Annotated in this window: 17 protein-coding genes; 12 read left to right on the top strand and 5 right to left on the bottom strand. The window is 66.3% G+C overall.

Annotated elements, in window-relative coordinates; genetic code table 11:
* Positions 1 to 165: 165 nt before the first annotated feature.
* Together BN972_RS30115 and BN972_RS03590 are read left to right on the top strand one after the other, a co-directional pair.
* Complete coding sequence (locus BN972_RS30115) at positions 166 to 774, top strand: hypothetical protein (protein ID WP_158497685.1); 609 nt, start codon at positions 166 to 168, stop codon at positions 772 to 774.
* Between the two features lie 113 nt (positions 775 to 887).
* The gene (locus tag BN972_RS03590; RefSeq protein ID WP_036352978.1) at positions 888 to 2309 is read left to right on the top strand and encodes an APC family permease; all 1422 of its coding nucleotides are present in this window, start codon (positions 888 to 890) and stop codon (positions 2307 to 2309) included.
* Here the strand turns inward: BN972_RS03590 and BN972_RS03585 are convergent.
* Positions 2306 to 3175, bottom strand: a complete 870-nt coding sequence (locus BN972_RS03585; protein WP_036352975.1) for a MaoC/PaaZ C-terminal domain-containing protein — start codon at positions 3173 to 3175, stop codon at positions 2306 to 2308. The genes BN972_RS03590 and BN972_RS03585 overlap by 4 nt on opposite strands.
* Positions 3176 to 3269: 94 nt before the next feature.
* Here BN972_RS03585 and BN972_RS03580 point away from each other — a divergent pair, with 94 nt between their 5' ends.
* The 3 genes from BN972_RS03580 to BN972_RS03570 are packed head-to-tail and all read left to right on the top strand — an operon-like array spanning position 3270 to position 6825.
* Entirely contained in the window at positions 3270 to 3977 is a 708-nt protein-coding gene (locus BN972_RS03580; RefSeq protein WP_036352972.1) for a histidine phosphatase family protein, read from the top strand.
* A gap of 60 nt (positions 3978 to 4037) precedes the next feature.
* Entirely contained in the window at positions 4038 to 6038 is a 2001-nt protein-coding gene (locus tag BN972_RS03575) for an SDR family oxidoreductase (RefSeq protein ID WP_036356438.1), read from the top strand.
* Positions 6039 to 6090: 52 nt separating this feature from the next.
* Entirely contained in the window at positions 6091 to 6825 is a 735-nt protein-coding gene (locus BN972_RS03570) for a 2OG-Fe dioxygenase family protein (protein WP_051545013.1), read from the top strand.
* A 3-nt stretch (positions 6826 to 6828) separates the two neighbouring features.
* Here BN972_RS03570 and cmaA1 read toward each other — a convergent pair whose 3' ends face one another.
* Entirely contained in the window at positions 6829 to 7692 is an 864-nt protein-coding gene (gene cmaA1 / locus BN972_RS03565; RefSeq protein WP_036352969.1) for a cyclopropane mycolic acid synthase CmaA1, read from the bottom strand.
* Between the two features lie 25 nt (positions 7693 to 7717).
* Between cmaA1 and BN972_RS03560 the strand changes: the two genes are divergently transcribed.
* Together BN972_RS03560 and BN972_RS03555 are read left to right on the top strand one after the other, a co-directional pair.
* Positions 7718 to 8662, top strand: coding sequence for a nucleoside hydrolase (locus BN972_RS03560; protein ID WP_099050984.1), 945 nt, complete (start codon positions 7718 to 7720; stop codon positions 8660 to 8662).
* Positions 8663 to 8960: 298 nt separating this feature from the next.
* The gene (locus BN972_RS03555; RefSeq protein ID WP_036352964.1) at positions 8961 to 9308 is read left to right on the top strand and encodes a WhiB family transcriptional regulator; all 348 of its coding nucleotides are present in this window, start codon (positions 8961 to 8963) and stop codon (positions 9306 to 9308) included.
* 108 nt (positions 9309 to 9416) lie between these two features.
* Here BN972_RS03555 and BN972_RS03550 read toward each other — a convergent pair whose 3' ends face one another.
* Positions 9417 to 11003: a DNA polymerase Y family protein gene (locus BN972_RS03550; protein ID WP_099050983.1), complete on the bottom strand. Its 1587-nt coding sequence runs from the start codon at positions 11001 to 11003 to the stop codon at positions 9417 to 9419.
* 5 nt (positions 11004 to 11008) lie between these two features.
* Positions 11009 to 11614 carry a hypothetical protein gene (locus tag BN972_RS03545; protein ID WP_036352961.1) on the bottom strand — a complete coding sequence of 202 codons (606 nt, stop codon included), beginning with the start codon at positions 11612 to 11614 and terminating at the stop codon, positions 11009 to 11011.
* A gap of 100 nt (positions 11615 to 11714) precedes the next feature.
* Here BN972_RS03545 and BN972_RS03540 point away from each other — a divergent pair, with 100 nt between their 5' ends.
* Together BN972_RS03540 and BN972_RS03535 are read left to right on the top strand one after the other, a co-directional pair.
* Positions 11715 to 12323 (top strand): hypothetical protein, encoded by a 609-nt coding sequence (locus BN972_RS03540; protein WP_167659549.1) that lies wholly within the window; start codon positions 11715 to 11717, stop codon positions 12321 to 12323.
* 83 nt (positions 12324 to 12406) lie between these two features.
* Complete coding sequence (locus BN972_RS03535) at positions 12407 to 12898, top strand: hypothetical protein (RefSeq protein ID WP_051545012.1); 492 nt, start codon at positions 12407 to 12409, stop codon at positions 12896 to 12898.
* 104 nt (positions 12899 to 13002) lie between these two features.
* Here BN972_RS03535 and guaA read toward each other — a convergent pair whose 3' ends face one another.
* Positions 13003 to 14562 (bottom strand): glutamine-hydrolyzing GMP synthase, encoded by a 1560-nt coding sequence (guaA, locus tag BN972_RS03530; RefSeq protein WP_080696680.1) that lies wholly within the window; start codon positions 14560 to 14562, stop codon positions 13003 to 13005.
* 186 nt (positions 14563 to 14748) lie between these two features.
* Here guaA and BN972_RS03525 point away from each other — a divergent pair, with 186 nt between their 5' ends.
* The 3 genes from BN972_RS03525 (at position 14749) to BN972_RS03515 (ending at position 18350) form a co-directional block, all read left to right on the top strand.
* Positions 14749 to 15147 carry a cold-shock protein gene (locus BN972_RS03525; protein WP_036352951.1) on the top strand — a complete coding sequence of 133 codons (399 nt, stop codon included), beginning with the start codon at positions 14749 to 14751 and terminating at the stop codon, positions 15145 to 15147.
* Between the two features lie 66 nt (positions 15148 to 15213).
* Complete coding sequence (locus BN972_RS03520) at positions 15214 to 15981, top strand: beta-phosphoglucomutase family hydrolase (RefSeq protein WP_036352949.1); 768 nt, start codon at positions 15214 to 15216, stop codon at positions 15979 to 15981.
* Complete coding sequence (locus BN972_RS03515; protein ID WP_036352947.1) at positions 15978 to 18350, top strand: glycoside hydrolase family 65 protein; 2373 nt, start codon at positions 15978 to 15980, stop codon at positions 18348 to 18350. The genes BN972_RS03520 and BN972_RS03515 overlap by 4 nt, the downstream gene beginning before the upstream one ends.
* Positions 18351 to 18377 lie beyond the last annotated feature (27 nt).

The raw sequence follows: 18377 nt of genomic DNA, 5'->3' as shown, positions 1-18377 counted from the left end.
CCGGCACCGGTGGCGCGGGCGGCGCTGGGGGTCGTGCCGGGTACCTGTTGGGCGACGGCGGCGCCGGTGGCGCCGGTGGCACCGGCGGCGTGAACAAGGCCAATGGCGCCGGCGGTGACGGCGGTAGAGGGGGCGACGGCGGCAACGCCGGTTTAATCGGCAACGGTGGTCACGGTGGGCGGGCCGGCGACGCCGGGGAACGAATCCGGTGGCAATGGCCGAGGCGGCAACGGAGGCAACGGAGGCAACGGCGGGACCGGCGGTTGGCTGTACGGCAACGGCGGGGACGCCGGGGCCGGCGGCAACGGGGGGAGCCAAACCGCCTCGAGCATCGGAAGCGGCGGGCAGGGTGGAATGGGCGGCACCGGTGGCAGTGCCGGACTGATCGGAGCCGGCGGAGCCGGCGGGGCCGGCGGGTCCGGCGGTAATACGAATGGCCCGACTAACGGCAGCACCGGTACTAACGGTGGTGACGGCGGCGGCGGAGGCGGCGGCGGTACCGGCGGACTCCTCTACGGCAATGGCGGTAGCGGCGGCGCCGGCGGCACGGGCGGCGCCAACACCGGCAAGAGTGCCACCGCTACGCGCCTCGGCGGTAACGGCGGCGACGGCGGCACCGGCGGGAGCGCACAGTACATCGGCAATGGCGGCAGTGGCGGCAATGGGGGCGGCGCGGGCACCGGCCCGTCAGCCAATGGCGCCGCCGGGAACGGCGCTGCCGGCGGTGCTGGCGGGAAACTCCTCGGCACCAACGGCACCAACGGGACGCCCTAGCGGCACCAGACCGCTGTCAGCCGACCAACAACCTGAGCACGCGGCGACGCCCTACGCTTGCGCTTTCACGCCCGTGGTACGAACGGTAACAACCAGCCCTGATCCTGGGCCGGATGCGGCTAGGAGGGCGCGCGATCAGCAAGCTCGGTTTCTGGAGCATCGTCATGCTCGGGATCAACGCCGTCATCGGCGCTGGCATCTTCCTCACCCCGGGCGCTGTCATCAAGCTGGCCGGTCCCCTGGCGCCGCTCGCCTACATTCTGGCGGGCCTCTTCGCCGTCATCATGGCCCTCGTTTTCGCCACCGCGGCAAGATATGTCAAGACCAACGGCGCTTCCTACGCCTATACGACCGCCGCGTTCGGTCAGCGGCTCGGCATATACGTCGGCGTCACGCACGCCATCGTCGCATCGATCGCATGGGGCGTGCTGGCGTCCCTGTTCATCACCACGTTACTGAACGTCGCCTTCCCGGAACGTAATTGGGGCAACGACACGGCGCTGTTCGGGCCCAAGACCTTGACGTTCCTCATCTTCATCGCCGTGCTGCTCACCATCAACCTGTTCGGCAACAAAGCAATCGAGTGGGCCAACGGGATTTCGACGCTTGGTAAGGTGTCGGCGCTTTCGATCTTCATTGTCGGCGGGTTGGGCATCGTCGTGGCCGGACACGTCAACAACTACGCTCAGTCCGCTTCGCCGGAGGTTTTCCACCCCGCGCCCTATGCGTTGTTCGGCTTCATCGAAGTCGGGCAGAGCCCGATGAGCGGTTTGGTTCTGGCCACCATGGCCGCGCTGTACGCGTTCACCGGGTTCGAGTCGATCGCCAATGCCGCTGAGGAGATGCACAAACCGGAGCGAAACCTGCCGCGCGCCATACCGATTTCCATCCTGACCGTCGGTACCGTCTATGTCCTCGCGGTGACCGTGGCGATGCTGCTGGGCTCAGACAAGGTCGTGCACTCAACCAAAACCGTCAAACTGGCAGCAGGCATCGGAAACGACGCCTTCCGGACGGTAATCGTTATCGGCGCGCTGGTATCAATGTTCGGGATCAACGTCGCCGCATCATTCGGCGCTCCGCGACTGTGGACGGCGTTGTCCGACACCAGAACTCTGCCGGCCCGGCTGTCACAGCAGAATCGGTTCGGTGTGCCCATGTTCGCGTTCGTCATCACGGCGACCCTAGCCCTGGCGTTCCCCCTGGCGCTGCGATTCGACCTGCAAAACCTGACCGGCCTGGCCGTGATCGCCCGGTTCATCCAGTTCATCATCGTGCCGATCGCACTCATCGCGCTGGCCCGCGACACCACCGGAGCTCACGCCGAAGTGAAGCGGAATAGCTTCACCGACAAAGTATTACCGGTCGCCGCCGTGGTGATCTCGGCGGCGTTGGCGGTGTCGTTCGATTACCGCACGCTCGTGCTGACGCCCGACGGCGGGCCCAACTACTTCTCGATCGTGCTGATCGCGGCCACGTTCGTGGTGGTACCCGCCGCCGCCTACGTGCACTACTACCGGACCGTCAAGCGCTAGGTGACGTACTCCACCTCGCCGTCGTCGAGGACCAGCCGCGGGCCGAGCCCTTCAGCGCCGGACGCTTCGGTGCGGAACAGCGCCTTGCCCGGTTCGGTCTTCCAGATCAGCGTCGACAGGGTTTCGCCGGGAAACACCGGCTTGGTGAAGCGGGCGGCGATCGAGGTGATGTTGGCGGCCACCCCGTTGCCCAGTTCGGCGACGAGCGCCCGGCCGGAGACCCCATATGTGCACAGGCCGTGCAGGATCGGCCTGGGGAACCCGGCCAGGTTGGTGGCGAACCACGGGTCGCTGTGGAGCGGATTGCGGTCGCCGGACAGCCGGTAGATCAGCGCCTGGTCCTCGCGGGTCGGCAGGTCGATCCGGGCGTCGGGTTCACGGTCGGGGAACTCCGGGGCGACCGGCCGTTCGCCCTTCTCTCCCCCGAAGCCGCCTTCGCCGCGGATGACCAGGGTGGTGAGAGTCTCGGCGATCAACTTGCCAGAGTCGGGATCCTTGCCCTCGCCGCGCAACATCAGGATGGCGTTCTTCCCCTCGCCCTTGTCCTGAATGTCGGCGACCTCGGTGACGACGGACAGCTGTCCGGCCGGCGGCAACGGCGCATGCAACCGGACCGTCTGCGACCCGTGTAAAAGCATGGCCCAGTTGAAGGTTCCCACCTTGCCCGCCGCCGCGAACGCCGGGCAGCAGATCACCGCGTAGGTGGGCAACACCTGCTGTGGGATGTCGTGACTGTTCTCGGTGGTGAACGCCAAGTCGTCCAGTCCGGCGCCGACGCCGAGTGCGTAAAGCAATGTGTCCCGGTCGGTCCACTCGAACAACTGAGGCTCGGTTACCGCACCGACGGCACTCGGGTCAATCGCCATGCGAGTCTCCTCTCGATTGAAAATTCACGCCTTTTCGGCACCTAACCATCGCAAACCCTTCCCACCGACGGTGTCGGCAGGGCAGGCTATCGCCATGGTGAAGCGCACATTGATCTGTACGGTCTCCAAAGTCTTGGTCGTGGTGGCCGCGGCCACGCTCGTCGGCGCCTGTGGTGGCGGCAGCCCGGAGGTACGCAGCATCACCCTGACCTTCGTTCGGAACGCGCAATCCCAGGCAAACGCCGACGGGATCATCGACACCGGGATACCGGGTCCCAGCCTCACCGAGGACGGCAGGGCGCAGGCGCAGCAACTCACCCACCAGCACAACGACTTCGACGCCATCTACTCCTCGCCGACGGCAGCCGACCAGCAGACCGCCGCTCCGCTGGCCAGCCAGCTGGGTAAGCAGGTCGAAATCCTGCAGGGCGTACAGGCCATCAACGCCGGCTGGTACAACGGCAAGCCCGAATCGATGGCCAACTCGACCTACCTGCTGGCACCCACCCGGTGGGTGGACGGCGATGTGAACACGAGCATCCCGGGCTCGCTCAGCGGCGAGGATTTCAATTCGCAATTCACCGCCGCGATCCGCAAGGTCTACGACAGCAAGCACAACAAGCCGGTGGTGTTCTCTCAAGGCACCGCGATCATGGTGTGGACCCTGATGAACGCCAGGAACCCGAAGCTGAGCCTGCTCAACAACCATCCGCTGCCCAATCTGGGCCGGGTGGTCATCACCGGCAACCCGACCACCGGCTGGACCTTGGTGGACTGGGACGGCGTCCGCAGCTTCAGCTAGCACGCACGCTCTACACACCGAAGGTTGACGCGGGCGGCGCCTGCCGCCACGATGGGCTGCATGCGGTATGTCGTTACCGGCGGTACCGGGTTTATCGGCCGTCGGGTCGTGTCCCGCCTACTGGCCGCCGAACCCGATGCGCAGGTGTGGGTGCTGGTCCGCAGGCAGTCGTTGGGCCGCTTCGAGCGCCTCGCCCAGCAGTGGGATGAGCGGGTGAAACCCCTGGTCGGGGAGCTGCCCGAGCTGGAGCTGACCGATCGGGTGATCGACGAGCTGGGTCCGGTGGACCATTTGGTGCACTGCGCGGCGATCTATGACATCACCGTCGGTGAGGCCGAACAACGGGCCGTCAACGTCGAGGGCACCCGCGCGGTGGTCGCGCTGGCGCAGCGCCTGGACGCCACGTTGCATCACGTCTCGTCGATCGCTGTGGCGGGCGACTTCCGCGGCGAGTACACCGAGGATGACTTCGACGTCGGCCAGCAGTTGCCGTCGCCGTACCACCGCACCAAGTTCGAGGCCGAGGCGTTGGTGCGGGATATGCCCGAGCTGCGCTACCGGATATACCGCCCAGCGGTCGTGGTGGGCGATTCGCGCACCGGTGAGATGGACAAGATCGACGGCCCTTATTACTTCTTCGGTGTGTTGACGAAACTCGCTGCGCTGCCGTCGTTTACCCCGATGCTGCTGCCCGATACCGGACGAACCAACATTGTCCCGGTCGATTACGTGACCGATGCGCTGGTCGCGCTCATGCACGCCGATGGCTGGGACGGGCAGACCTTCCACCTGACTGCACCGAAAACCGTTGGGCTGCGCGGCATCTACCGCGGTATTGCCGGTGCGGCGGGGTTGCCAGCGTTGCTCGGATCGTTGCCCCGTTCGGTCGGCACCTCGGTGCTGAAGGCCAGCGGGCGCGCCAAGGTGTTGCGCAACATGGCGGCGACCCAGCTGGGCATCCCAGCCGAGGTTCTCGACGTCGTCGACCTGGCACCCACTTTCGCGTCGGACAGGACACAAGAAGTATTGCGAGACAAGGGAATCGAGGTCCCCGACTTTCGGGCATACGCACCCAGGCTGTGGCGCTACTGGGCCGAGCACCTCGACCCCGACCGCGCCCGCCGAGACGATCCGAAAGGGCCGTTGGTGGGCCGGCACGTGATCATCACCGGCGCGTCCAGCGGCATCGGCCGGGCTTCGGCCATCGCGGTCGCCGAGCGCGGCGCGACGGTTTTCGCCTTAGCGCGCAACGGTGCGGCCCTCGAGCAGCTGGTCGCCGACATCCGCGCCGACGGCGGTCAGGCCCATGCCTTCGCCTGTGACGTCACCGATTCCGCGTCGGTGGACGCGACCGTGAAGGACATCCTCGGCCGTTTCGACCACGTCGACTACCTGGTCAACAACGCCGGCAGGTCGATCCGCCGTTCGGTGGTGAACTCGACGGACCGGCTGCACGATTACGAACGGGTGATGGCGGTCAACTACTTCGGGGCGGTGCGCATGGTGTTGGCGCTGCTGCCGCATTGGCGGGAGCGGCGGTTCGGTCACGTCGTCAATGTGTCCAGCGCCGGTGTGCTGGCCCGCAACCCCAAATACAGTTCGTATCTGCCGACCAAGGCGGCACTCGACGCGTTCTCCGACGTGGTCTCGTCCGAGACTCTCTCCGACCACATCACCTTCACCAACATCCATATGCCACTGGTGGCGACGCCGATGATCGCACCATCCAAGCGCCTCAACCCGGTCCCGGCGATCAGCGCCGAGCGCGCGGCGGCGATGGTGGTGCGCGGGCTCGTCGAAAAGCCGGCGCGCATCGACACACCTCTTGGAACACTCGCCGAAGCCGGCAACCACTTTGCGCCCGGGCTATCGCGCCGGATTCTGCATCAGGTCTACCTTGGCTATCCCGACTCACGCGCCGCGCGCGGTATTACCGAACCCGTCGTGTCGGCACCCGTGCGCCGACGTCCCAAGCGGCCGTCGCGCAGCGTCGCCAGGGTGGTGGGAGTGCCCCGGCCCGTCCGACGGTTGGTCCGGCGGGTGCCCGGCGTGCATTGGTAAACATTCGGCACGCTCGACGTTTAACCCTGCGCGGCGGCGGTATTCCCGCGCCATGGTGCGAATTGCCAGCGACGAAGTCACGCATGGTGACCCGCTGGCCGCCGCGACTCGCGAGCTGACCAGGACGGGTGTGGCCGTGCTGCCGGCATTCGCGCTCAGCCGCAGCCTAGGCATACACCTGGAAGAGTGGATCCGGTTCGGGCGGCACTGGGATGACCTGTTGCCCGACCCGTACGCCGCCGAGTTGGGCACCCGGCGGCTCCGGCGTTACGGCCGGTACTTGATGGACGACACAGCGCGCCCGGTGCCTACCGAAGACTTCGTCCAGCCCGAGGACAGCAACCCGCTCTATATCGGCAAGAGTCGCCAGTTCGAACCGCTGACCCCGGCATTCGCCGAGGACCCGGTGCTGCACGGTCTACTGGCAGTGCTGCGCCGGATAGCGTCGGCCCTCGACGAGGTCACCGAATGGAACGTCAAGGTGCACCCTTTCCGCAGCCAGTCCTCGAGAAGCGGGAACGGCAGGCCGACGCCGGAGGGGATGCACCGCGACGGTGTGACGCTGGTCAGTTCGCTGTTGATCAGGCGGCGCAATGCGCTGGGTGGCCAGAGCGTGGTGCGCGACCCGGACGGCCGGCAACTATTGGCGACCACGCTGGCCGAGCCGGGCACGCTGCTGTTGGGCGACGACCGCCGCACCGTGCACGGCGTATCGCCGATCCGGCCGATCGACGACTCCGGGCCGGCTCAGCGTGACGTCCTGGTGATCACCTTCGCATCCTGCTGAGGCTCACTTCTCGCAGGTGAACTGGTTGACGTCGATGTAGCCGATGCGGAACATCTCGGCGCAGCCGGTCAGGTACTTGATGTAGCGCTCGTACACTTCCTCGGACTGCAGCGCGATGGCCTGGTCCTTGTGTGCCTCCAGTGCTGCCGACCAGATGTCCAGTGTCTTCGCGTAGTGCGGCTGCAGCGATTGCACGCGGGTGACGCGGAAGCCGTTGGCGGTGGCACGTTCTTGCACCATCGGTATCGACGGCAGTCGCCCACCCGGAAAGATCTCGGTGACAATGAATTTGACGAACCGGGCGAACGTGAAGGACAGCGGCATGCCGCGCTCCTTCATCTCTAGCGGGTGCAATCCGGTGATGGTGTGCAACAACATGATTCCGTCGTCGGGCAACAAGCGGTGGGCGAGCGTGAAGAACGCGTCGTAGCGTTCGTGTCCGAAGTGCTCGAACGCGCCGATCGACACGATGCGGTCGACGGGCTCGTCGAACTGCTCCCACCCTTCGAGCAGCACTCGGCGGGTGCGGGTGGTGTCCATCGCGTCAAAGGTCTGCTGCACGTGGTTGGCCTGGTTCTTGGACAGGGTCAGCCCGACGACGTTGACGTCGTACTTCTCGATGGCGCGGCGCATGGTCGCACCCCAGCCACAGCCCACGTCCAACAGCGTCATGCCCGGCTGCAGTCCCAACTTGCCCAGCGCCAGATCGATCTTGGCGATCTGCGCCTCTTCCAGCGTCATGTCGTCACGCTCGAAGTACGCGCAGCTGTAGGTCTGGGTGGGATCCAGGAACAACCGGAAGAAGTCGTCGGATAAGTCGTAGTGCGCCTGCACGTCGTCGAAGTGCGGCTTCAGGTCGTCCGGCATCTGGCCAGCGTAATGCCAGCGTAATCTGGCGCCGGTGAGCGCGGTGTTCGTGGACGTCGATACCGGCATCGACGACGCGATCGCGATGATCTACCTGCTGGCCAGCGGTGTCGATCTGGTCGGCGTCGCCTCGACCGGAGGCAACATTGCCGTCGACCAGGTCTGCGCAAACAATCTGGCCCTGCTCGAATTGTGCGGTGCGGTGGAGGTCCCCGTGTCGCGGGGCGCCGATCAGCCGCTGGCCGGACCCGGTCCGCGTCGCGGAGACTTCCACGGTCCCAACGGTTTAGGTTATGCCGAGTTGCCGCCGGCCGAGCGGCCGGTGACCGGACACGACGCTGCCGCGGCGTGGGTGCGCGCCGCTCACCGCTATCCCGGCGAGCTGATCGGGCTGGCGACGGGTCCATTGACCAACCTGGCACTCGCGGTGCGCGCCGAACCCGAGCTGCCGCGGCTGTTGGGCCGGCTGGTGATCATGGGCGGGATGTTCGGCGACGAACATGGCGCCGATCAGCAAGCCGAGTGGAACGTGAAGGTGGACCCCGAGGCGACGGCGGAGGTGTTCGCGGCCTGGGAGGGGCGGAGTCAGCTACCGGTGGTGTGCGGCCTGGACCTGACCCGGAGCGTGGCGATGACGCCGGACCACCTCACCCGGATTCCCGGTACGGGTCCACTCGGCCAATTTATCCGGGACGCGTTGCGGTTCTACTTCGAAGTACACCGCGACCGCGGCCTGGGCTACCTGGCCCACCTACACGATCCGCTGGCCGCGACCGTAGCGCTGGACCCGCAGCTGGTGCAGACCCGCGCCGCCCGCGTGAGCGTCAACCTGCGCGGCGAGCGTGGCGTCACCTCGGCCGTCTGGGATTCACCGGAACCCAACGCGCACATCGGAGTACACGTGAATGCGGAAGCGGTGCTGGAGCGGCTGATCACGCGGGTCGCCGCCTTCGGGCAGTCAGTGCGCTGAGCGCGCCCCCCGGCCGACACCTTCGGGTCTCAATTTCTGCCCTTTTCACCCTGGTGCCGGTAGGGGAAACCGTGCCGAGCATCCTCCCTTTCGGAGGAACCTTGGAGGAACCGGGGCCGGATTTCCAGGTGGCCGCGCACAGGATGGCACGCTGGTCCCAAAAAATTTTGCCGTTCGTCTTGCAAATTGGCACCCTAGTACCTATTTTAGAAGCACAGTGAGACTCAGATCACGCACCGGGGCTGGTCTGGCACAGGGGAGGCGGTCGCAGCCGCGACCGGGAGAAAGGGAACAGCAGGTGTCAGGAACCAGGCCGACCGTGCGGCGGCTCAACCTTTCCGTGGTCAACAACTCGCCGTCGGCGCAGGATTCCGGCGAGCGTGCATGGGTCTCGAAAGCGCTGTGCCGGAACACCGATCCCGACCAACTCTTCGTACGGGGCGCCGCCCAGCGCCAGGCCGCGACCCTGTGCCGGCATTGCCCGGTGCTGCAGGAATGCGGCGCTGACGCCTTGGACAACAAGGTCGAGTTCGGCGTGTGGGGCGGCATGACCGAGCGGCAGCGCAGGGCCCTGCTCAAGGAGCACCCCGAGGTCGTGTCCTGGGCCGACTTCCTCAACAAGCGCAAGACGCGTTCCGCAGTCTAGGCTCAGGCTAGCCTCCTCATTACGTAAATGTTACAGCAAAGCTGTTTGTGGCAGTGTCAATGAATGCCCTTGGGGCGTAAGCACGTTCGCAACTTACGTTATTCAGCCTTACTCGTAGATTCCCTCCAAATACCACCTCCTCTGTCGATAGCACAGCAGTAGTGCCCGCTCACTCTCCAACAGCACCTGGGCACGAGCGATCCGGCTGACCCCTGAAATGGCCTCGGGCCGGTCATCCCACCAGCGCTCATCGACCGACCAGGGCCCCGCCCACCAGCGCAACTGGTCGTCCTGACCGCGGACGGCCAGCCGAGCGGGGTCGGCGGAGAACAGCCCCCGGCTGGTGACTCGGACCGGGTTACCTTGAGCGTCAAACAATTCCACCGGGTCATCCACCAGTACCGAGGGCGACGGCTCGGGTAGCTGGCCGGGCCACGGCTGACTCGGATCGGCTCGGGGCACCGGCTCGTCACCCAACGGGGTGAACGTGATGCGTTCGGCCGGCCCACGTCCGCCGGACAGCACCGGCACCTGCACCGCCTCCGGGCCCAGTAAGCCCTGCACCCGCACCAGCGCCCGTCGGGCCCGAAGCCGGTCCTCCTCCCCCAGCCCGCCCCACAGTGGGAGCTGCAGCGCCTCGGCCGAGACCACCTCGACGGCCTGCAGCCGCAACGACGTCAGCGGTGCATCCAGGGGCTGACCGCGCGCGAGGCGATGACTCAACCATCCGTCCAGTTGCCAGCGCACCCGGTCGGCGGTGGCGTCCTCGGTCAGCGGTTCGGCACACCGCCACACCCTGCTCAACTCGTCGCCGTTGGCGGTGACGGCGTGAATGGCCAACCGGGTGCATCCCACCCCGGCGGACAACAACTCCTGATGCAGGCTCGCGGCCAGCGAACGCCCGGCGAACGCCGCCGCGTCGACCCGGTCGATCGGCGGATCGCAGTCCAGCACGGCGCCGAGCTCCTGCGGTGGTTCCCGTCCGGACGGCCCCCGCTCCGGTTCACCGCGGGCGAACCGATGCGCGGTCACCGCATCGGCCCCGAACCGGGAGGCCACGTCGGTGCGGGACAGCGCGGCGAACTGGCCCAAGGTGCGAATCCCCATCCGCCACAACAGGTCCGTCAGCTCGTTGCGCCCCGGTCCGGACAGGCTCGGCTCGGTGGCGAGCTGGCGGATCGACAGCAACGCCAGAAACCGCGCGTCGCCACCCGGCTCCACGATGCGGCCCGCGCGCGCGGCGAAGACAGCGGTGGACAATCCGTCGGCGACGCCGACCTGACACTCCGCGCCGGCCGCGGCCACCGCGTCGATCAGCCGTTCGGCCGTCTGCTGTTCGGACCCGAAGAACCGGGCCGCCCCGCGCACCGGCAGCACCAGGAGGCCGGGCCGGAGCACCTCGGCCCGGGGCACCAGATCTTCCACGGCGGTGACCACTCCCTCGAAGAAGCGGGCGTCGCGGTCGGCGTCGGCGGCAGCGATGTGCAGTTGCGGACACCGGGCCGCCGCCTCCCGGCGCCGCAACCCGCGCCGCACCCCGGCCGCCCGAGCCGTCGCCGAACAGGCGATCACCCGGTTAGCCAAGGTGACCGCAACCGGCGCCGTCGCGGACTGACCGGCGGCCGCGGCGGCCGCGACCGCGGGCCAATCCATGCACCAGATCGCCAAGACGCGCGAGCCAGGAGAACCAGCCATTGGGATTACCCGGTACGACCCCGGCCGATTGCTCGCCCGCAACTGTTGATCTGCAACCGCACCGCACTGATCCGCCCGAAGCCCGGCCGGCTTCCGGCGCTGAACTCATAGCCGCAGACCCGGGCGTCCAGTCGCGTCGTCGCGCCTTCCCAATCGCCGTCGGTGACCAGCACCGTGCATCCCTTTTGCCGGGCACGGGCCACCACGGCGCGCGCCCGGGTCCGCGTGACCCGGCGCCCACCCAGACCGAGCACCACCAGATCCATACCGTCGACGAGCACCGCGGCCACTTCCACCGGATCGTTTCCGGGGTCCGGTATCACCGCGAGCCGATCGAGGTCCGCCCCCATTTCCACCGCCGCCAACAACCCGATGTCCGGCTGACCCACGATCGCGACGTTGCCCCCGTCCGCCGTCACGGTGGCCACCATGCGCAGCAACAAAGACCGCGCTCCCGACAGCACCGCTACCGTGCCCCGGGGTAGCCGCGCCGGCCCCGTAGACGACACCGGCTCCACCGAAGCGGAATCCTTGCCGGAGATCGCCGCGATCTTTCGACGCAGCAATTCAAGCTGATCAGCGCGATTTTCAGAGGCGAACGCCACCGTCACGACCGCCTCCTGCTTGCCGGGTGTTCGAAAGTATGTTCGATCTGATTCGAAGTAAACACCTGCCCTCCGACAAGCGTCAAGCAACGTGAGAGGCTGCTTTATGCGCTCGATGCTGGTGTGGCTACTGGTATGTATTGGGGTGAATTTCGGCGTCACTTCAGCCCCACGGGCCACCGCCGACACAGGCGATTGCCGGCCCGCCGCCCTGTTCATTTCGGCTGACGACTCGCCGCTCTTCGACCTGCAGGCCAGCACGACGATCACGCTCAGCGGAGCCTCGGTCACCGGGACCACCCCGCTGGACGGGGTGTACTGGTCGGGCGAATCGGCGGACGTGGAACGAGCTCGCCGATTCCAGCTCTGTGTGGTCGACGAACCCACGTTGCACGCCGTCGCCGAGGCGCTACGCCGCCAGTTCGACCAGCAAGCGGTACTGACCTTCGACTACCTGCCCGAAGATACGGCCGACGCCGACGCGATCACCATCGCCGTGCCCGACGTCGACTTCAGTCGCTTCGTGGCTGCCTTTGTAGCCGATCCCGACGCGCACCGTCGGCTGCAGGGCGGCTCGGTCACCATCGCCGACCACACCCTGATCCTCATCGCCGGCAAAGGCGATCTCGATACCGCCCGTCGCCTCGTCTATGCATCCGGCGGTGACTGGGTCAGGGCCAACGTCACATACGGCGACCGCGAGCTGGTCAGCTAGCCACGCTGGTACAAGGAGAACTTGTACCCCTGCAAGAACGAGGCCACTACTACACCGCCGACTGCGGTTGAAGAATCAGTGCCATGAACAACCACACCTACACCAACACCAACACCATAAACGCTCTGCGCACCAAGGGATTCCAGCGCGGCATCGCCGGCGCCCTGCTGGCCACGGCGATCACCGCAACCGCCGTCGGTCTTGCTGCACCCGGATACGCCGACAGCGGCGACCAAGCGCAACTGCAATCGCTGATACCCACCCCGGCGAACACCCAGCTCACCGACGGCCCCGACACCATTTCCAACAACGGCATCCGCATGCACTTCCTGGTGAATGCGCCCGCGACTGCGGTTCTGGACGCATACAAGACCGCACTTGAGGGCAAGGGCTGGACGGTGACCGTCGCCAATTCCGGCGGCCGGGGCGGGGGCGGCGGCGCCACCTACACCGCCACCAGGGGCGCGGCCTACGGTGTGTTCACCGGAGGAGGCTTCGGTAGCACCACCGACGTCAATGCCTGTGCATGGCAGTCAAAGCCCGCCAACACCAACTGTGGCGGGGACGACCGATAGTAGATCCCTCAGCTAAGAGAGCAGCCACGCCGGTCGGCGCCGAAAGCCCGGCCGGCACAACTGTTCCCGGCACGAATTGCTGGAAAACGAGGTGGCGGCTCCCGCTACTCCCACTCGATGGTGCCGGGTGGTTTGCTGGTGATGTCCAGCACCACCCGGTTGACCTCGGGCACCTCGTTGGTGATGCGAGTCGAGATCCGTTCCAGCACCTCATAAGGCACCCGGGTCCAGTCGGCGGTCATGGCGTCCTCACTAGACACCGGGCGCAACACGATCGGGTGCCCATACGTGCGACCGTCACCCTGCACACCCACCGAGCGAACGTCGGCCAGCAGCACCACCGGGCATTGCCAGATCTGGTTGTCCAGCCCCGCCGCGGTCAGCTCCTCGCGAGCGATCGAATCCGCACGCCGCAACGTCTCCAACCGCGCCGCGGTGACCTCGCCGACAATCCGGATACCGAGACCGGGCCCCGGAAACGGTTGCCGGGCAACAATTTCCTCGGGCAGGCCCAACTCCCGCCCCACCGCGCGCACCTCGTCCTTGAACAGCAGCCGCAACGGCTCGACCAGAATGAACTTCAAATCGTCGGGCAGGCCGCCGACATTGTGGTGGCTCTTGATGTTGGCGGTGCCGCTGCCTCCGCCGGACTCCACCACATCGGGATACAGCGTGCCCTGCACCAGGAACTCAACCTCAGAGCCGCTGTCCCCCACGATGTCTCGCACCGCACCCTCGAAGGCCCGGATGAACTGGCGGCCGATGATCTTGCGCTTGCCCTCGGGATTGGTCACACACGACAACGCATCCAGAAAGGTCTGCGCGGCATCGACGGTGACCAGGTTCGCGCCGGTGGCCGCCACGAAATCCCGCTCCACTTGGGCACGCTCACCGGCCCGCAACAACCCGTGATCGACGAAGACACACGTCAGACGGTCGCCAATGGCGCGCTGCACCAACGCGGCGGCCACCGCCGAATCCACCCCTCCCGACAGGCCACAGATCGCGTGGCCGTCGCCGATCTGCTCGCGCACCTGTTCCACCAGGGCGTTGGCAATGTTGGCCGGCGTCCACTCCGCACCGATCCCGGCGAACTCGTGCAGGAACCGGCTGAGCACCTGCTGCCCGTGCGGGGTGTGCATCACCTCCGGGTGGTACTGCACGCCGGCCAATCGACGCTCGCGCGCTTCGAACGCGGCCACCGCCGCGCCCGCACTGCTGGCCACCACCTGAAATCCCGCCGGCGCCGCCGTGACCGCGTCCCCGTGACTCATCCACACCGGCTGAACACCGGGCAGATCCGAATGTAATTCGCCGCCAAGAACTTTCAACTCGGTACGCCCGTACTCGCTGGTGCCGGTGTGCGCGACGGTGCCGCCGAGTGCCTGCGCCATGGCCTGGAACCCATAACAGATGCCGAACACCGGCAGATTCAGGTCGAACAACGCCGGGTCCAGTTGGGGGGCGCCCTCGGCGTAGACGCTGGCCGGCCCGCCGGACAGCACCACCGCCAGCGGGTCGCGCGCCGCAATCTCCTCGACCGACGCGGTATGCGGGATGACCTCGGAGAACACCCGCGCCTCGCGGATCCGGCGGGCGATCAACTGCGCATACTGTGCACCGAAGTCGACCACCAACACGGGCCGCGGCGAGGCTGATTCCACGGGCACCGAGTGTAGTGGCTGTCCGCCGGACGAGCCGCACCCGGTTCGATCGATTTCGTCGTCGATTGCGGTTCTCGAACCGCCACAATGCCATTCAACAATATCTTCGGTTCCGGTGTGAATCGGCCGAAGGGACCCAACGGTATACTGGCCGGCACGGGCGTCGAATAATGAAGGGCCGGGAAAGTGCGGGTCACCGGAAAAATAGTGCGTTTCGACGGAGTGCGCGGGTATGGCTTCATCACGCCGGATATCGGTGGCGAAGATGTTTTCTTGCACGTCAACGACCTTGAAGTGGACAAACACCGAGCGGTCCGCGGTGCCAAGGTCTCCTTTGAAATCGACGAGGGCGACCGCGGAAAGTTCGCCCGGGAGGTGCGGTTGGCGAATGACGCGGGTCCAGACATCGATCATGGGTCGGCGACCGGTGACGAATATTTCGACGTACTTTCCGCCGACGAATTCCGCCACACCATCACCGAAAAGCTCTTACACATAACTCCGGCTTTGAATGCCCAGCAGATACTTGCCGTGCGGAGCAGCTTTGAAGAGGTGGCCCGTAAACACGGCCTGATTGATTCATAGTTTCCGGCGGGACAGCTTTGGGCATGGAAGTGAGATAGGCAACTACGCGAAAGCGAGGTCCCACCCGTGGCTTCAGCGCTGGGTCTGCCCGAGGAGGTGCGCGCCTGTCTGTTCGACCTCGACGGTGTGCTGACCGACACGGCGAGCGTGCATACCAAGGCGTGGAAGGAGATGTTCGACTCCTTTCTGTCCCAGCGAGCCGAAAGCACCGGAGAGGAGTTCGTCCCCTTCGATCCCGCCAGCGACTACCGGCAGTACGTAGACGGCAAGAAGCGCGAAGACGGGGTCCGGTCGTTTCTGCAGAGCCGGGATATCGAGCTGCCCGACGGCAGTGCGGACGACTCCGCTGACACCGAGACGATCTACGGCCTGGGCAACCGGAAGAACGACATGTTCCAGAAGGTCCTGCACGACGACGGCGTCAAGGTTTTCGAGGGATCACGCCGCTACCTCGAGGCCGTCGCCGAGGCGGGGCTGGCGATCGCCGTGGTGTCATCGAGCGCCAACACCCGCGACGTTCTGGAAATCACCGGCCTGGACCAGTTCGTGCAAAAGCGGGTCGACGGTGTGACGTTGCGCGAGGAGAACATCGCCGGCAAACCCGCACCCGACTCCTACCTGCGCGGCGCGGAGTTGCTTGACGTCGAGCCCAAAGCGGCAGCGGTATTCGAGGACGCGATCTCCGGCGTGCAAGCGGGCCGAGACGGTAATTTCGGCTTCGTGGTAGGTGTCGACCGGGTGGGCCAGGCCGAAGAACTGCGCAAGAACGGCGCGGACGTGGTGGTGACCGATCTCGCCGATCTGCTCGGTGACGACGGCGGGAAGACCTCGTGATCTCCGAAGAAGCCTTTCCGGTCGAACCCTGGCAGGTACGCGAGACCACCCTCAATCTGAACCTGTTGGCCCAATCGGAGTCCGTATTCGCCTTGTCCAACGGGCACATCGGGTTGCGCGGCAACCTCGATGAGGGTGAACCATACGGGTTGCCAGGCACTTACCTGAATTCCTTCTACGAGATCCGGCCATTGCCCTACGCCGAAGCCGGATACAGCTATCCCGAAGCCGGCCAGACCGTCGTCGATGTCACCAACGGCAAGATCATTCGTCTAATGGTCGACGACGAGCCGTTCGACGTCCGATACGGTGAATTGCTGGACCACGAACGGACTCTCGACCTCCGCGCGGGAACAATGACCCGGCGGGCGCACTGGCGATCTCCCACCGGCAAGCAGGTCAAGGTGACGTCCACCCGGCTGGTGTCGCTGGTGCACCGCAGTGTGGCGGCGATCGAGTACGTGGTCGAAGCGATCGACGACTTCTCGCGCGTCACGGTGCAGTCCGAACTCGTCACCAACGAGGACCAACCGGAGACGTCCGACGACCCGCGGGTGGCGGCAATATTGGAGAACCCTTTGGAGGCCGTCGACCACGAAAGTGACGGCCCCAGGTCACTTCTCATGCACCGGACGCGCAGCAGCGCCCTGATGATGGCAGCAGCCATGGACCACGAGGTGGAGGTCGAGGGACGCCTCGAGATCACCACCGACACCCGTGCCGATCTGGCCCGCACCACGGTAATCTGTGGTCTGCGGCCCGGCCAGAAGTTGCGCATCGTCAAGTACCTGGCCTATGGATGGTCGAGCCTGCGTTCCCGGCCGGCGCTGCGGGACCAAGCCGCCGCGGCGATCACCAGCGCGCGTTACAGCGGATGGCAGGGGCTCGTCGACGGGCAACGGGCCTACCTGGACCTGTTCTGGGACACCGCAGATGTGGAGATCGAGGGAGACCCGGAGAGCCAGCAGGCGGTACGTTTCGGGCTGTTTCACCTGTTGCAGGCCAGTGCCCGCGCCGAGCGTCGGGCCATCCCCAGCAAGGGACTCACCGGCACGGGCTACGACGGCCACGCCTTCTGGGACACCGAGGGTTTCGTGCTGCCGGTGCTCACCTACACCGTGCCGCATGCGGTCGCCGACGCTTTGCGTTGGCGCGCTTCGACATTGGACCTTGCCAAGGAGCGCGCCGCCGAGCTCGGTCTCGATGGCGCGGCCTTCCCATGGCGCACCATCCGCGGTCAGGAGTGCTCGGCCTATTGGCCGGCCGGTACGGCAGCCTGGCACATCAATGCCGACATCGCGATGGCTTTCGAGCGCTATCGCATCGTCACCGGCGACGAATCTTTGGAAGAGGAATGCGGTTTGCCCGTGCTGGTCGAGACGGCGCGGTTGTGGACGTCGTTGGGACACCATGACCGCAACGGCGTCTGGCATCTGGACGGGGTCACCGGCCCCGACGAGTACACCGCCATCGTCCGGGACAACGTGTTCACCAACCTGATGGCCGCGCACAATCTGCGCGCCGCCGCCGACGCCGCCAAACGTCATCCCGACAAGGCCGGCGCACTGGGCGTCACCACCGAGGAGATGGCTGTCTGGCGTGATGCGGCCGACGCCGTCAACATTCCCTATGACGACGAGCTGGGCGTGCACCAGCAGTGCGAGGGGTTCACTACCTTCGCCGAGTGGGATTTCGAAACCAACACCACCTACCCACTGTTGATGCACGAGGCATACGTGAAGCTCTATCCGGCACAGGTGATCAAGCAAGCGGACCTGGTGCTGGCCATGCAATGGCAGAGCCACGCTTTCACCCGCGAGCAGAAGGCCCGCAACGTCGACTACTACGAACGGCGGACGGTGCGCGACTCGTCACTGTCGGCGTGCAGCCAGGCGGTCATGTGCGCCGAGGTCGGCCACCTCGAACTGGCCCACGACTATGCCTATGAAGCCGGGCTGATCGATCTGCGCGATCTGCACCACAACACCCGCGACGGATTGCACATGGCATCGCTGGCCGGAGCGTGGATCGCGTTCGTCGCCGGTTTCGGCGGCCTGCGCGACGACCAGGGCATCCTGTCGATGGATCCCCAACTGCCCGACGGCATTTCGCGGCTACGGTTCCGGGTGCGCTGGCGCAACTGTCGGGTCACGGTGGACACCGACCACGAGAACGTCACCTACGCGCTGCGCGACGGCTCCGACAGCGAACTCACGATTCTGCACGCCGGTGAAGAAGTCACGTTGACCACCGAAGAGTCGGTGACCATCCCGCTGCGCCGGCGCGAGGCCCTCCTGCCGCCGCCACCGCAGCCCCCGGGGCGCGAGCCGCTGCACCGCAGAAGCCTGACGCGCACCGCAACCACATAGGCGCTCCTGTCGCGCCCGGGAGCTCGA

The organism is Mycobacterium asiaticum DSM 44297 (genome assembly GCF_000613245.1).
Lineage (GTDB): Bacteria > Actinomycetota > Actinomycetes > Mycobacteriales > Mycobacteriaceae > Mycobacterium > Mycobacterium asiaticum.
The sequence above is the reverse complement of the archived record's forward strand: the minus strand, read 5'-3'. Positions and strand labels throughout refer to the sequence as shown.

Bases quoted from the DNA above. Each gene is read 5' to 3' on its own strand.
- BN972_RS03590 (WP_036352978.1), top strand. From the start codon at position 888: ATGCGGCTAGGAGGGCGCGCGATCAGCAAGCTCGGTTTCTGGAGCATC.
- BN972_RS03550 (WP_099050983.1), bottom strand. From the start codon at position 11,003: ATGGCTGGTTCTCCTGGCTCGCGCGTCTTGGCGATCTGGTGCATGGAT.
- BN972_RS03570 (WP_051545013.1), top strand. From the start codon at position 6,091: ATGGTGCGAATTGCCAGCGACGAAGTCACGCATGGTGACCCGCTGGCC.
- BN972_RS03540 (WP_167659549.1), top strand. From the start codon at position 11,715: ATGCGCTCGATGCTGGTGTGGCTACTGGTATGTATTGGGGTGAATTTC.
- BN972_RS03535 (WP_051545012.1), top strand. From the start codon at position 12,407: ATGAACAACCACACCTACACCAACACCAACACCATAAACGCTCTGCGC.
- cmaA1 (WP_036352969.1), bottom strand. From the start codon at position 7,692: ATGCCGGACGACCTGAAGCCGCACTTCGACGACGTGCAGGCGCACTAC.
- BN972_RS03575 (WP_036356438.1), top strand. From the start codon at position 4,038: ATGCGGTATGTCGTTACCGGCGGTACCGGGTTTATCGGCCGTCGGGTC.
- BN972_RS03580 (WP_036352972.1), top strand. From the start codon at position 3,270: ATGGTGAAGCGCACATTGATCTGTACGGTCTCCAAAGTCTTGGTCGTG.
- BN972_RS03585 (WP_036352975.1), bottom strand. From the start codon at position 3,175: ATGGCGATTGACCCGAGTGCCGTCGGTGCGGTAACCGAGCCTCAGTTG.